Source organism: Roseateles sp., from assembly GCF_031397715.1.
Lineage (GTDB): Bacteria > Pseudomonadota > Gammaproteobacteria > Burkholderiales > Burkholderiaceae_C > Paucibacter_A.
Map to the genome: position 1 here is coordinate 1 of NZ_JANNMI010000248.1, position 13,158 is coordinate 13,158.

17 protein-coding genes are annotated in these 13,158 nt (G+C 64.4%); 11 read left to right on the forward strand and 6 right to left on the reverse strand.

Annotation, left to right across the window (positions count from 1 at the left end; genetic code table 11):
* On the forward strand, positions 1-1,545 hold a 1,545-nt coding region (gene edd, locus RMO57_RS10775), incomplete at its 5' end, for a phosphogluconate dehydratase (protein ID WP_310386484.1).
* A gap of 28 nt (positions 1,546-1,573) precedes the next feature.
* Entirely contained in the window at positions 1,574-2,206 is a 633-nt protein-coding gene (locus RMO57_RS10780) for a bifunctional 4-hydroxy-2-oxoglutarate aldolase/2-dehydro-3-deoxy-phosphogluconate aldolase (protein WP_310386485.1), read from the forward strand.
* Here the strand turns inward: RMO57_RS10780 and RMO57_RS10785 are convergent.
* The 3 genes from RMO57_RS10785 to RMO57_RS10795 all read right to left on the reverse strand — a co-directional run bounded on the left by RMO57_RS10785 (position 2,203) and on the right by RMO57_RS10795 (position 4,171).
* Entirely contained in the window at positions 2,203-2,859 is a 657-nt protein-coding gene (locus RMO57_RS10785; protein WP_310386487.1) for a DsbA family oxidoreductase, read from the reverse strand. The genes RMO57_RS10780 and RMO57_RS10785 overlap by 4 nt on opposite strands.
* A gap of 2 nt (positions 2,860-2,861) precedes the next feature.
* Entirely contained in the window at positions 2,862-3,752 is an 891-nt protein-coding gene (locus RMO57_RS10790; RefSeq protein ID WP_310386489.1) for a DMT family transporter, read from the reverse strand.
* Between the two features lie 74 nt (positions 3,753-3,826).
* Entirely contained in the window at positions 3,827-4,171 is a 345-nt protein-coding gene (locus tag RMO57_RS10795; protein ID WP_310386491.1) for a c-type cytochrome, read from the reverse strand.
* 138 nt (positions 4,172-4,309) lie between these two features.
* On the opposite strand from RMO57_RS10795, the gene RMO57_RS10800 reads away from it, so the two are divergent.
* The 8 genes from RMO57_RS10800 (at position 4,310) to RMO57_RS10835 (ending at position 9,123) form a co-directional block, all read left to right on the forward strand.
* Entirely contained in the window at positions 4,310-4,558 is a 249-nt protein-coding gene (locus tag RMO57_RS10800; RefSeq protein ID WP_310386493.1) for a TIGR04438 family Trp-rich protein, read from the forward strand.
* 177 nt (positions 4,559-4,735) lie between these two features.
* Complete coding sequence (locus RMO57_RS10805) at positions 4,736-4,861, forward strand: hypothetical protein (protein WP_310386495.1); 126 nt, start codon at positions 4,736-4,738, stop codon at positions 4,859-4,861.
* 486 nt (positions 4,862-5,347) lie between these two features.
* Positions 5,348-6,592, forward strand: coding sequence for a hypothetical protein (locus RMO57_RS10810; RefSeq protein WP_310386497.1), 1,245 nt, complete (start codon positions 5,348-5,350; stop codon positions 6,590-6,592).
* The gene (locus tag RMO57_RS10815; protein WP_310386498.1) at positions 6,573-6,842 is read left to right on the forward strand and encodes a hypothetical protein; all 270 of its coding nucleotides are present in this window, start codon (positions 6,573-6,575) and stop codon (positions 6,840-6,842) included. Before RMO57_RS10810 ends, RMO57_RS10815 begins: the two co-directional genes overlap by 20 nt.
* Entirely contained in the window at positions 6,839-7,567 is a 729-nt protein-coding gene (locus RMO57_RS10820) for a dienelactone hydrolase family protein (protein ID WP_310386500.1), read from the forward strand. The genes RMO57_RS10815 and RMO57_RS10820 overlap by 4 nt, the downstream gene beginning before the upstream one ends.
* A gap of 65 nt (positions 7,568-7,632) precedes the next feature.
* Positions 7,633-7,839 carry a hypothetical protein gene (locus tag RMO57_RS10825; RefSeq protein WP_310386501.1) on the forward strand — a complete coding sequence of 69 codons (207 nt, stop codon included), beginning with the start codon at positions 7,633-7,635 and terminating at the stop codon, positions 7,837-7,839.
* The gene (locus RMO57_RS10830; RefSeq protein ID WP_310386503.1) at positions 7,836-8,489 is read left to right on the forward strand and encodes a hypothetical protein; all 654 of its coding nucleotides are present in this window, start codon (positions 7,836-7,838) and stop codon (positions 8,487-8,489) included. Before RMO57_RS10825 ends, RMO57_RS10830 begins: the two co-directional genes overlap by 4 nt.
* Positions 8,401-9,123: a hypothetical protein gene (locus tag RMO57_RS10835; protein WP_310386505.1), complete on the forward strand. Its 723-nt coding sequence runs from the start codon at positions 8,401-8,403 to the stop codon at positions 9,121-9,123. Before RMO57_RS10830 ends, RMO57_RS10835 begins: the two co-directional genes overlap by 89 nt.
* A gap of 289 nt (positions 9,124-9,412) precedes the next feature.
* Here the strand turns inward: RMO57_RS10835 and RMO57_RS10840 are convergent, their stop codons facing one another.
* The 3 genes from RMO57_RS10840 to RMO57_RS10850 all read right to left on the reverse strand — a co-directional run bounded on the left by RMO57_RS10840 (position 9,413) and on the right by RMO57_RS10850 (position 12,830).
* A complete protein-coding gene (locus RMO57_RS10840) occupies positions 9,413-10,666 on the reverse strand; it encodes a phage minor head protein (RefSeq protein WP_310386507.1) in 1,254 nt (417 codons plus the stop codon).
* 12 nt (positions 10,667-10,678) lie between these two features.
* On the reverse strand, positions 10,679-11,467 hold the full coding sequence (locus RMO57_RS10845; protein WP_310386509.1) for a DNA adenine methylase: 789 nt from the start codon (positions 11,465-11,467) through the stop codon (positions 10,679-10,681).
* 127 nt (positions 11,468-11,594) lie between these two features.
* On the reverse strand, positions 11,595-12,830 hold the full coding sequence (locus RMO57_RS10850; RefSeq protein ID WP_310386512.1) for a phage portal protein family protein: 1,236 nt from the start codon (positions 12,828-12,830) through the stop codon (positions 11,595-11,597).
* Between the two features lie 69 nt (positions 12,831-12,899).
* On the opposite strand from RMO57_RS10850, the gene RMO57_RS10855 reads away from it, so the two are divergent.
* The coding region (locus RMO57_RS10855; RefSeq protein WP_310386514.1) for a hypothetical protein at positions 12,900-13,158 on the forward strand (259 nt) is incomplete at its 3' end.

A 13,158-nucleotide genomic window follows, 5' to 3' on the forward strand; every position in this document is an offset into this window, starting at 1 on the left:
CGCGACGAAGCGCATCGGCTCGGCGCCACGGTGCAGGTGGCCGGCGGTGTGACCGCCATGTGCGACGGCGTGACGCAGGGCCTGCCCGGCATGGAGCTCAGCCTGTTCTCGCGCGACACGATCGCGATGATCACCGCCGTGGCGCTGACGCACGACGTGTTCGATGGCGCATTGCTGCTCGGCGTGTGCGTCAAGATCGTGCCCGTGCTGCTGGTCGGCGCCTTGCACTTCGGCCATCTGCCCTGTATTTTCGTGCCCGCCGGGCCGATGAGCAGCGGCCTGCCGAACAATGAAAAAGCCAAGGTGCGCGAGAAGTTTGCGCAAGGCCTGGTCGGCCGCGACGAGCTGTTGAAGGCCGAGTCCGCCGCCTATCACGGCGCCGGCACCTGCACTTTTTACGGCACGGCCAATAGCAACCAGATGCTGTTGGAGGCGATGGGCCTGCATGTGCCGGGCGCCGCTTTTGTGCACCCGCATGACCCGCTGCGTGAGGCACTGACCCGTGAGGCGGTGCGCAATGCCTTGGCCATCACCCACAAGCTGCGCTACACGCCGATCGGCCGCCTGGTCGACGAGCGCGTGATCGTCAACGCGATGGTCGCGCTGCTGGCCACCGGCGGCTCGACCAATCATTTGATCCACTGGGTGGCGGTGGCGCGCGCGGCCGGCATCATCATCGACTGGAGCGACTTCTCCGAGCTCTCCGGCGTGGTCCCGCTGCTGTCACGCGTCTACCCGAATGGTGCGGCCGATGTGAACCAATTCCAGGACGCCGGCGGCCCCGCCTTTGTGATCCGCGAGCTGCTCGACGCCGGCCTGATGCATGCCGATGTGATGAGTGTGACCGGCGACTCGCTGCGCCCGTTCACGCGCCTGCCCAGCTTGGGTGAGGACAAGGCGGTGGTCTGGCAAGACTTAGGCCCGGCCAGCGGTGACGAAGCGGTGGTGCGCACGGCTAGCGCACCGTTCAGCGCCACCGGCGGCTTGAAGCTGCTGGACGGCAACCTCGGCCGTGCGGTGATCAAGACCTCGGCCGTGCCCGATGACCGCCATATCGTCGAGGCGCCGGCGCGCATCTTCAGCTGCCAGGACAGCATGCTGGCCGCCTTCAAGGCCGGCGAGTTGGAGCGCGATGTGATCGTGGTCGTGCGCTTCCAGGGTCCGCATGCTAACGGCATGCCCGAGCTGCACAAGCTGACACCGCCGCTGGCCGTGCTGCAGGGCAAGGGTTTCAAGGTTGCGCTGGTGACCGACGGCCGCATGAGCGGCGCCTCGGGCAAGGTACCGGCCGCCATCCATGTCTCGCCCGAGGCCTTGGCCGGCGGGCCGCTGGCCAAGCTGCGCGACGGCGATATCGTCCGCATGGACGCGGTCAAGGGCGAGTTGCTGGCCCTGGTGCCGGCGGACGAGTGGGCGGCGCGCGAGCTGGTCAAGATCACGCCCGAGCAAGTCATCGAGAACGGCCATGGCTTGGGCCGCGAGCTGTTTGCCGGCCTGCGCCGCAATGTCAAGAGCGCCGAAGAAGGCGCTGTCAGTTGGCTCTGAATAACGATCTACGAAAGCACCAACAAGCATGAGCATTTTGAATACCCTCAGCCTGACCAGTTACGGCCCGGTGATTCCGGTCATCGTCATCCAGCGTCTGGAAGACGCCGTGCCCCTGGCCCAGGCCCTGGTGGCCGGCGGCGTGCGGGTGTTGGAGGTGACGCTGCGTACTGCCTGCGCGCTGCAGGCGATGGAGGCCATAGCTCGCGCCGTGCCCGAGGCCATCGTCGGCGCGGGCACCTTGCGCACGGTCGAGGATGTGCGGGCGGCGCGCAATGCCGGTTGCCAGTTCGGCGTCAGTCCCGGCTTCACCGCAGAAATAGCCGCGGCCTGTATCGAACAAGGCCTGCCCTTGCTGCCGGGGGTGTCGACCGCCAGCGAGGTGATGCAGGCCAACGCCGCCGGCTACAGCTTTCTCAAGCTGTTCCCGGCCGTGGCGGTGGGCGGCATCCATCTGCTCAAGGCCTTGAGCGGGCCGTTTCCCGATGTGGCGTTCTGCCCCACCGGCGGTATCACGCTGGAGACGGCGCCGCAATTCCTCAGCCTGCCCAACGTCAAGGTCTGTGGTGGCTCCTGGCTGACCCCGCAGGACGCGGTCGACGCCGGCGACTGGGACCGCATCACGCGATTGGCGGCCGAGGCCGCGGCGATTCGACGTTAGGCCTTAGGCGTCAGCGTGCTCGCGGCGATCATCTGCCGCAGCGCCTGCTCGAACACCTCAGGCGGCTGGCCGCCCGAAACCAGGTGCTGTTCGTTGATGATGACGGCGGGCACCGAGCTGATGCCCCGCGAGTGCCAATAGGACTCGGCATCGCGGACCTCATCGGCATAGGCGCCTGAGGCGAGCACTTCGGCCGCCGCCGCGCCGTCCAGACCGACGCTCACTGCGGCTTCGAGCAGCACCGGATGCGAACCCGGATTCTTGCCCTCGGTGAAATAGGCCGTCAACAGGGCCAGCTTGAGTTGCTGCTGCTGGCCCGCCGCCTGCAGCCCGGCCCAATGCAGGAGCCGGTGGGCGTCGAAGGTGTTGTAGATGCGGTCGCGGGCGCCTTTGGTGAAGGTGAAACCCAGCTCGGCGCCACGGGCCCGAATCGCCTCGCGGGTTTGCTCAAGCTGGGCCGGCGAGGCGCCGTATTTGCGCGCCAGATGGGCATTGATTTCTTCGCCCTCGGCGGGCATCTGCGGGTTCAACTCGAAGGGCTGAAAGTGCAGCTCGACCTGCAGGTCGGGCAGCCGCTGCAAGGCCTGTTCGAGTGACTTGAGCCCAATGGCGCACCAGGGGCAGGAAACGTCGGAGACAAAATCGATTCGCATACCTATGACTTTACCTCCGGCCAGGTCGCCAAGATGACGCCGGCCAAGGCAAGTGCATAGGCTGCCGCTTGACTGGGCTGGAGTTGCTCACCCAGCCCTAAGCCGACCAAGCCGGTGGCGACCGGCAAGAACACCATGAAAACGCCGGCCTTGGCGGCGGGCACATGGCGCAGGCCGGTCATCCACAACCAGACGCTGACCATGCTGGCCGCTGCCGCGTAAAAGACCAACAAGCCCCATTGCGAAGGGCTGGGCTGGCTGAAATCAAAACTGAGGGCCTGCCAAAGGCCCAGCGGTGTCACCAGGGCCAAACCCCATAAATTGATCAGGGCGCTGATACGGCGTGCCGATATCTGCGCCGTCAGCTGCTTGCCGATCACCACATAGGTCGCTTCGCAGAACACGGCCGCGATCAGCAGCGCGATGCCCAGTGCCGTGTTTTCACTGGCCGTTGCACCCTGGTTTTTTTGCAGCGCCACCAACGCAATGCCCGCCACACCCAGCACCAGCCCCAAGCCAACCCGGCGGCTGATGCGCTCCCTCAGGAAGGCTCGACTGAGCAAGGCCACCGCGGCGGGAATGCCCGCCAAGATCACGCCCGCCACCAGGGCCGAGCTGTGCCGCAGGCCAAACAGCAGGCAGATCGAGAATAGGAAATTGCCGATGAAAGATTCAAAAAATAGCAGCCAGCGCGTGCGCCCGTCCAGTGCCGCTTCAGCAGGACCGCGTTTGAGCCAAGACGCCATCATCGACGCTGCCAGTGTGAACCGCAGCCAGGCCAGCAAGAACACCGGAAAGACCAACAGGAGCAGCTTGGACAGGCCCACATAACTGCCAACCAAGCTGGTGCTGAGGGCGAGGGCGGCGTAGGCTCGCCAGGGTGTGGGCGTCAAGGCATGCTCAATTTGATGGCACAAAAAAATACCCTGGCACTTGGCCAGGGTCCATTCTTCTCAGAACACCAAGCTCACTTGGCCATCAGCACCCAGGCGGCCAATGTCTTGGCATCGGCCGGCGACACCTGTGCGTTGGCCGGCATTGGCACCGGGCCCCAGACGCCAGCGCCGCCCTTGATGATCTTGTCGGCCAACTTGGCCACGGCAGCGTCCTTGTCCTTGGCAAAGTCCTTCGCATATTTGGCCGCCACGTCTTTGTAGGCCGGGCCGACGATCTTCTTGTCGACAGCATGGCAGGCCATGCAGTTCTTCTTTTGCGCCAATTCCGGGCTGGCGTAGGCGGCCGGCGTGGCGGTGATGGCGGCCAAGGCTGTCAATGCGGATAGAGCGATAGACACGATCGAGGCAAACTTCATGACTTCCTTTCGGTTACAAACAAAACAACAGATGCTCGGTCAAGCGCTCAATCTGCACTACAGTTTGACCGAGCCAGCGCTGCCTCATTCTAGGGGCCGCAGCGGCCCAGGCTTGTGGCTACAAATGGAGATTGATCAATGTGGTTGGTTGCTATCGGCGTGCTGACCGTGGTGCTGAAATTGCTGGGCGTGGCACCGGTGGCGGACTGGGGCTGGTGGCTGGTCTTGATCCCGTTCGGCCTGGCCGTGGTCTGGTGGGCCTGGGCCGACTCCAGCGGTTTGACCCAGCGCAAGGCGATACAGCGCATGGAAGAACGCAAGGCCGCGCGGCGCGAGAAGAACATCGTCGCGATGGGCCAAGGGGATGCCAAGAAGAAGCGCCGGTGATTGCGGCCTTCCGCCGCCCAGGCTCTTGAGAGCCTGGGCGGCAGGATTGCCCGTTGAGCCCCAAATGCATTGAATAACTATCAAGTTAAGCGCACCATACTGCATGGCCACCAGCGACCGCCCCTACGAACCCCAGCAGCAAGTGCTGCTGCCCGCTTCACTGCAAGACTGCTGCCCTTGGTGCATCTGGATGGCTTCATCAGCGACCCGGTCGATTCGTTTGACCTGAAGGCCTGCTACCTGCCCCGATTGGCGCTGAATTTGCGGCGCATGGGTGCGATGACGGTGATGAGGACGACATGACGGCGAAAAGCGGCAGAGTTTGATCGCATTGGCATCGTTTTTAGGCACCCAAACGCTTCGGCCGGCGTCAATCAGAAAATCACCTCTGGGTCGACCTGTCTTCGCGAATGATGCCGCCCCGGCCTTGTCTGACCCCCTCGGACGACGTAGGTCGTCGGCCTGGGGGCGCTCAGAAGCACCAGCGCGCATCGCCTCGGCCGATCGGGTCACGCAGCTGTTCAAACAAGGCCAGGGCCGGTGCCTCCAGTGGCTCGCCGGCTTCAAAGTGCTCATACAGGCAGCTGAGCCCGGCGCTGAGCAGTTGTAGGCAGGCACGGTGGCCATCGCGGGCCGGCTCATCGATAGGGCTGGCCCCATGCCTCGGCGTCGGCCTCGGCGCCGGCGGCCAGCATCAGGGCGCGCCGGCAGTCGCGTTGACGCCGTTGCCGGGGCAGTCGACACCAGTTCTAGGCTTTCGCTGCCGGGTGAGGCGCGCAGCGCTGTCCAATGGCCACAGCTCAACGCCATGCTGGCCGAGCTGGCCGCAGCCAGCGCTGTACCTGGCGCTGGGCTTGGCGCTGGGCTTGGCGACGTACCGCGCGCGCCATGCTGGGCCAGCAGAACTACTGGACGCTGATCGGCGTCGACGCTGGCGGCCAGCGCTCGGGTCTGATCAGCGGGGATGGGGCTTTGGAGCTGGGCCGGGGCGGCCCCAGCGTCGAGCCGGCCGTGCGCCTGGCCGATGGGCGGCTGACCACTTGGGCCGACGTTGCTCTGCAGCAGTCCTTGGCCGACGGCTCGGCCGCCAACCCGCAGCTGCTGAGTCGCTACCGGCTGCGCAATCTGGGCGCGACCCAGCAGACCTTCATCTTGGCGCTGGCGCTGCGGCCTTGGCAGGTCAACCCCCCACAGCAGTTCTTGTCCACGCCGGGCGGGGCCAGCGCCGTTACCGATTTGCGCCGGGACGCCGCTCGGCTGCACATCAACCGGGCCGGCCTGAGTCTTCAAACCAGCCAGCTGCCGCAGCGCGTCACGGCCCTGCCGCTGGACGGCGGCCTGAGTCTGACCGCGCTGTTGCAGGCACCGGCCGGGCACACGCTCTTACGCCCGCAGCTGGGTGCGCGACGGCGCGATGATGGTGGCCGGCCTCTTGCGCATGGGCGAGGTGGCGGCGGCGCGCGAGTTCGTCGACTGGTATGCCGACTTTGTCTTCGAGTCCGGCAAGGTGCCTTGCTGCGCCTGGGGCAGCCGGAACGGGCGCACGCGATGCTGGACTTTTTCTTCCAGGATCAGCGCCCGGCCGGCTGGCTGCAATGGGCCGAGGTGGTGTTGCCCGACGCACGCGAGCCGCGCTTCTTGGGCGATATGCCGCATGCCTGGATCTCAGCTGACTTCATCCGCTCAGTGCTGGGTATTTTTGCGTTCGAGCGTGGCCCTGAGCTGCTGATTGGCGCTGGGATCAAGCCGAGCTGGCTGGCGGCGGCGCCGGTCGGCGTGCGCGGCTTGGGCACGTCGTTCGGGCCGTTGGACTACCGACTAACTCCCAATGCCACCGGCTGGCACTTGGATCTCGGCCGGGCCGGTGCGCCCGTGGTCTTGCGCTGGCCCGGCAGCGAGGCCTTGCCGGTCGTGCAATTCCACAGCCAGACGCTGAGTTGGGTGGGGCGCGAGCTGCGCCTGCCGCCGGCCCCGGTCGCTCTTCAACTGATCAACAAGCAGGTGGAGCGCCCCCATGTCCTCTCTCAGCCTTAGCGGCATCCGCAAATCATTGGGTGCCACCGCCGTGCTGCAGGGCAAAGCCCTGACGGTGGCCGACGGCAGCGTCGTCTTCAACGCCGGCCGCATCGAGCAGGTCGGCTCGGCGCTGGCGCCGGGCCGGGTCAGCATCGCGCTGGCCGGCGGCGCCTGTTCCTTGAGTTTTAGCACCGATGATGTGCTGGTGTTTGACGGCAGCGGGTGCCGCCTGTTGTCCAATGACTTGAAAATTGGGAGTGACACATGATGACGAGACGAAGCGCCTTGGCCGCACCGTTGGTCTTGGGGGCCTGCGCCACCAAGCCGCAACAGACTCAATGGCAGCAGGGCCAACAGGCCGTAACGCTGGACCTGCCCGGTAGCAAAGCGCCGCTGCGCATGTGGTTGTATCTGCCGCGCGGCTACCGGGACGCGCCCGCGCAGGCCTGGCCTTTGTTGGTCTTTCTGCATGGCTCGGGTGAGCGCGGGCAGGACCTGGACGTGGTCAAGTTCCATGGCCCGCCCAAGCTCGCCGCGCTGGGGACCGACTACCCGTTGATCCTGGCCTCTCCACAGCTGGAGGCCGACGCCAAATGGGACCCCGAGACTCTGCATCAACTCTCGATCGCGCTGCAGCAGCGCCTTCGCATCGATGCGACCCGCGTGTTGGCGACTGGCCTGAGCCTGGGCGGCGCCGGCGTGTGGGACTGGGCGGTGGCCTATCCGCAGGACCTGGCCGCCATCGCGCCGGTCTGCGGCTGGGGCGATGTCAAGGCCTTGTGCCGCGCCCGCGCCGTGCCGGTGCGGGCCTATCACGGCGCGGCGGACGAGGTCGTGCCGCTGGCCGCACAGCAGGCCAGCGTGGACGCCTTGCGGGCCTGCGGCGGCAGCGCCGAGCTGATCGTCTACCCGGGCGTCGGTCACGACGCCTGGAACCCCGCTTATCAGGATCCCGAGTTGTTGCCTTGGCTGATGCGCCAACGCCGAGCCTGAATTCTGCTAACCGCCAAAGCCATTGACCATCGTGAACCCTTGCGTGAACCCACCCCAGCCCCGCCTTGTCGAACGCGGCCGGCCTGAGCTTTGAATTTCTGGCCAATGGCGCGATCCGCCGCATAGATGCCGGTGAGCTGATGCTCAATCTCTTTCTCGGCAATGAGTTGGAGGGCGGGCCCGCCAATTTGTGGTTGCGCCGGCATGGCGGGGCGGGCTTGCTGGTCACGCCCTGGACACGGGTCTGTCGGCTGACGGTGCGATCCGCTTGAACGAGTACTACGTCAGCCATTCCATCGACCTGACGCTGCTGGAGCATGCGAGCCAGGGCACGCTGTTGGTGGCGCGCCAGAACCTGGCACACAAGGGTGACAAGAACCCCTGGGCGATCATCGGTTCGCTGCGGCGCGGGGTGTCATTCGCCACCGATGGCCTGCCGCATGAGCATGGCTTATTGGCCGTGCAGGATCAGCGCCTGAGTCTGGCGGCGGGGGCGTCGGCGACGTTCGGGTTTTTTGGCAGCCTGCTGGACGACCACCCGGAGGCGACCGGTGACCTTGATCTGGCCCATGTCGACGCACTGCTGCGCCTGCCCGAGGCCAGTTCGCCGGTGTTTTCCGATGCGCCTGCTGGCCCAATGGCGCCGCGCAGCCTGTTCGTTACGGCCCCGCTGCTGGTCAGCCTGGACCTGAACGAGACCGAGTTGCTGCAGCTGTTCGCCGGTGAGCGTCGCCATGAGGAGCAGGCTCAAAGCGGCGAGTTGCTGTCCTTCACCCAAGGCCTGCAAAGCCATGTGGTGCTGCGCGCCAAGGAGTTGTTGGTGCAGCGCCCGCATGGCCATATTTTGCGCAGCGCCGCCGGGCAGCGAGCTGGCAAAGCGCTTCCCTGCCGGCGCCGATTTCGACATCTTGCCGGCGGCTAACACGCGATTCGAGCGGATTGGCGGGGCGGAGCTGTTGTTCCCTGAGGGGGATGCAGCCCTGCCTTTTGTTTGCATCGCCAGCGCCGCCTTGGCGCCGGGTGAGGCGGCCTTTGGTCTGCGGCTGTGCGGGCGTTTGCTGGCCGATGTCTCCTCGACCTGCGATGCTTTGCTGCTGCCGGCCTGGACCTTGCCGGCCAACAGCCCGCAAGCCGCTGCGGCCTCGCGCCTGGCCGACCTGCTGGCCCGGGTGTTCGCGGCCCAGAACGCCGACGGCGACTGGCCGCAGTGGTTCATATTCTTCGAGCGCGAGCGTCATGGTCGGGCCGATGATTCGCATGGCGATGTGGTGTTCTGGCCGCTGCTGGGCCTGGCCCGCTATCTGCTGGCCAGCGGCGACGCGAGCTTGCTGGATCTCATATTGCCGGTTTATACCAAGGCCGGCGTCACGCCCGAGCAAGCCAGCGTTTGGCAACATGTCGAACGTGCGCTGGCGGTGATTGCCGGCCGCCATATCGAGGGCACGGCCTTGGTTGCCTATGGCCATGGCGACTGGAATGATTCGCTGCAGCCGGCCGACCCGGCCCTGCGCGAGCGCCTGTGCAGCGCCTGGACAGGGGGGAGACGTTTGAAATGACCAACCGGACGGTGACCTGAAAAATTGGCAAATCGCTTTTTGAATCAAAGGCTTAGGGTCACTCGGGGCTGCGATGCGGCGAACGTTTATTTTGATCCACTGACTGTCCAAAATCGGCGGGCCATTGCCAGTTAAATGCCGGGTTGCTGTTGGGTTTGTGCCTGAATGGGTGCCAGCAACTGCCCAAACGTCTACACTCAGAATGAGCCGGTGGACTGGAAATGCACCATGCCCCAGGGCGCCAAACGCGTCTTGATTATGAGGACCTTGCGACCCTCCCGGCTTTCCTTCATTTGAGCTTGCCTACCAGCAACTGGTAGCGGTTGGAGTCCAGCAGATCGCTGGGCTGAGCCGAACCAAGCGACACAACAGACAGCGCATCGCCGAACTTGGTCTTGGTGTTTGGCCGCAGGACGATCTTGCCGGGGCGCCCTGAGGCGACCTCTCCTTGCGGCACGATGACCAGCACATTGCTAACCTTGTCCCAGAGCACGGCTTTGTAGTTGCGCAGGTTGGCCGGCAGATCATCCACCCAGGCGGCCGGCCAGACCTGCTGCGGGTTGCTGATGGCTTTGTGGCCGCCGATCAGGTGGTCGGTGCGGTTGTCTATCGCGGCCACTGCCGACGACGTTAGCTGCAGGCTCGGCACCTCGGCCGCCAGGCCGTCGAGCGTGGCGCTGTCGAGGAAGCCCAGCACCTGGATGTTGCCGCGAGGCTTGCCGGTGTCTTTGACTTCCGTTCGAAAGGCCTTCCAACGGTCCGAAAGCACGGTTTGAAAGGCCGGTGAAATCGTCTTATCCACAACCAAGCCGCGCAGCTGCGCGGGCAATCTGGCCAGCTTGGCGCCGAGCGCAAGTTCGGGGGTCACCCAGCTCATGCCGACGTTGTGGTCCCAGCCCGGGTCAATGCCCACCGGCACGCGGTCGGTGATCTCGCCGTCGCGGTTCATCACTTCGCGGGTCTTCATCTCGAAGGGCTTGGAGACCTCCAGGTTTTTGTCCGCCAGGTCGGCTTGGCTATAGGCCCGGATGGTGCAGCGGCAACCCCAGCCGTTGGGCGGATAGTGGGTTTGCCAGAACGCGTCGTCAACCGGGTAGATCGCGCCATTCCACTGCCGGTGCTGCGGCCGCACGCGCGCATCACCTGCGGTTCGGTATTGCAGGAATGGCCGCCGGTCCTTGTTGGCTTGCAGCTGCGCCCAGCGGCCGGCCATGTGGGCTGATCGCATATTGGCGTCAAAGATCACGCTCGTGCGCCAGCCGCGCTTGCCCTTGTAGGTCCAGCCGTGCTCCTGGACGATGCGGTCAAAGTCTTTGCGGAACGTGGTGATCGTGTTGCCGCTTCTCAATGCGTCGACCAGGGAGGCTTGCATGTCTCGCGCCAGGTCGGCCGTGGTTGATCCAGCGACGGTAAAGACCTTGCCATGCACCGGGCCGGCCAGGTCGTTCCAGGCCAGACTGGCCTCGGGCAACTTGCCCTTCAGATAATCAATCGCTTCAGAGAATTGAACGCCGAACTGGCGAGCCTGGACTGGGTTTGACATGGCGGGGCTGCGTTAGAAAAGAGTGTCTTGGTCTTCTGCGGGATTCCAGGACCAGATCACCAACTCCTTGCGGGCAGCAGCGCGGGCGCCACCGCCGACCGTGTAGGTAATGTCCAGGGATTCCATATGGAAGCCAGCGAAGACGCGGCGTATTTCCGGGTGGTCATTGATGCTTAGCATCGCCTTGCCCTTCAAGTTTCGAAGCGTATCGGCCATCACCTCGTACTCGGAAAAGGGGAAGTCGATGCCATAGCCGGCTGTTTCGAAATACGGCGGGTCAAGGTAGAAAAACGAATGCGGCCGGTCATATCGCTTCATGCACTCCAGCCAATGCAGATGCTCGATATAGGTGCTGCTGAGCCGCAGGTGAGCGGAACTGAGCTGCTCTTCGATTCGCAACAGATTTACCGGCGGCGTTGTGGTTGCTGTGCCCCAAGTCTGCGATTCGACTTTTGCGCCAAAGCACTGATGTTGGAGGTAAAAGAATCGGGCAGCACGCTGGAGATCCGTCAGCGTCTCGGTTGGCGTGTCCTGCAACCACTTGAACATGTCGCGACTGCTAAGCGCCCACTTGAACTGACGAACAAACTCCTCCAGGTGATGCTTCACGACGCGGTACAAATTGACCAGCTCACCATTGATATCGTTGATAACTTCGACCTCTGCGGGCGGTCGTAAGAAGTACAGCGCGGCGCCTCCAGCGAAGACTTCAACATAGCAGGAGTGCTTGGGAAACCTGGGGATCAGTTGGTCGGCGAGACGTCTTTTGCCGCCGATCCAGGGGATGATGGGACTTGCCACTTTGAACTCCACTAAACTCGCCCCGCCTGTACAGGTGGCAGGGTCTTGGCCAATCCCGTGGTTCATTCACGGAGGAGGCGGCGGGTTTGAGTGTTAGTGCATTCAAACCCGTCGCCCTGTTCTATTGCTAAGCGGCCTGCGTGGCCGCTCCTCTCAACATCGAATAGCTCAGCGCCCGGTCCAGCACCTCGCGCAAGCCCTCGTCGTCCATCACGCCGACCATGTCTTCCAGCGCCGCCTGAAACTCAGCAAGACTTTTGCCGTCGGCTTCGAACTGCGCCAGCATGGCCACAATGGGCGCAATCATCTGGTCTTCAATCGCCGCGTCACCGGCGTCGATCGCGAGCTGGGTGGCTTCGGCCTCGGTCATACCCGCAGCCTTGGCGAAGCTGAAGCCGGCCAGGCTGCTCATGTCGAGCTGGGACGGATCTTGCGGCCGAGCTGTAGCGCCAGCGCTAACGCCAATTTTTCGCGGCGTCAACGCATCGGCATCGTCTTCCGCTTCAGGCATGCCCAGCTCCGTCAACATGCCTTTGCGCGATGGCCTGGCGCCCATGTTCGCGGCGATTTGGTAAGTCTCGGCGCGGTCTTTGCCGGCGTTCTCGTGCTGGAAGAAGTCGATAGTGGGCGGTGCGATGCCCGCGCCGTAGTTGAACAGCGTGATCCACTCGAAGATCTTGGCCATGCCGTTGGCGGAGATGTCGCGGTCGCTGTCGTTGATACTGTTCTGCCGCTTCATCGCGGTCTCGCTCGCCGCCCTGGAGCCCACGCCCTGCAACTCAGCCACCATCGCCTGCCCCGTCAGCGCCTTGCTCATCTCGCGGTTGGCCAGGTCGATCAGCGCCTGCTGCGGCAAGACGCCAGAGCCGGATGAACTAGGCGTCAACAGCTCCAGGCTGGTGCCTTCGGGCGCGACCAGGTAGCTTGCCTCCAGCATCTCCTCCAATGCCGCCGCCAGCTTGTCCTGCTCATCATCCGTAGTGCCCAGCGGAAAGCGAGCCACCGGCCAAGGCAAGCCATGGCGCTCGCAGTACTTGACGAAGAACCGCCAGCCGCCGGTCTTGAAGGTCCAGGGCCAAAAGCAGGAACTGAGCAGAGCAACACCATGGGGGTTGCTGCTGTCCGCCATGTGCCGGCTGATCACGAACTGATAGGGATCGACGGGCTGGCCCATCATGTTGGCGCGGGTGATCAGCAGCGGTTCGGCGTCGACGTTGAACTGAAACCGCCGGTTCGGCCGGTCGATCACTTGGGTGGGCAAGTACTTGTTGCTGGTCAACTTGCCATCATGCTTGCCGTAGCCCCACACCAGCTCGTGCGCCCGGTACCCATACGACACCGTGAGCTGTGTCGTACGCGGCATCAATCGAGCCACGTACGGCATAGGCCACCGTATTGCAGTCAAGTTGGGCTTGAAGCGGGAGGTTATGTAATGCCAGCCCCCACGCTGCAAGCCCCGCGCGCCGACCAGCTCGTGCTTGACATTGCCTGGGCTTACGACCGACTCGGCCCGCACGCACACCGCAGTCTTTCAGCCTTCATGGCGGGCGACCACAGCATCCAACAGTCGCACGACACCGCGCTGCAGATCGTGGCCACCACGAACCAGGAAGACCTGGTGCTGATCATGGCTCGGCTGCTGGTGATGGTGGACGACGAGGTGGGTGAGCAGGCCCCGCCGCGCTTGACGC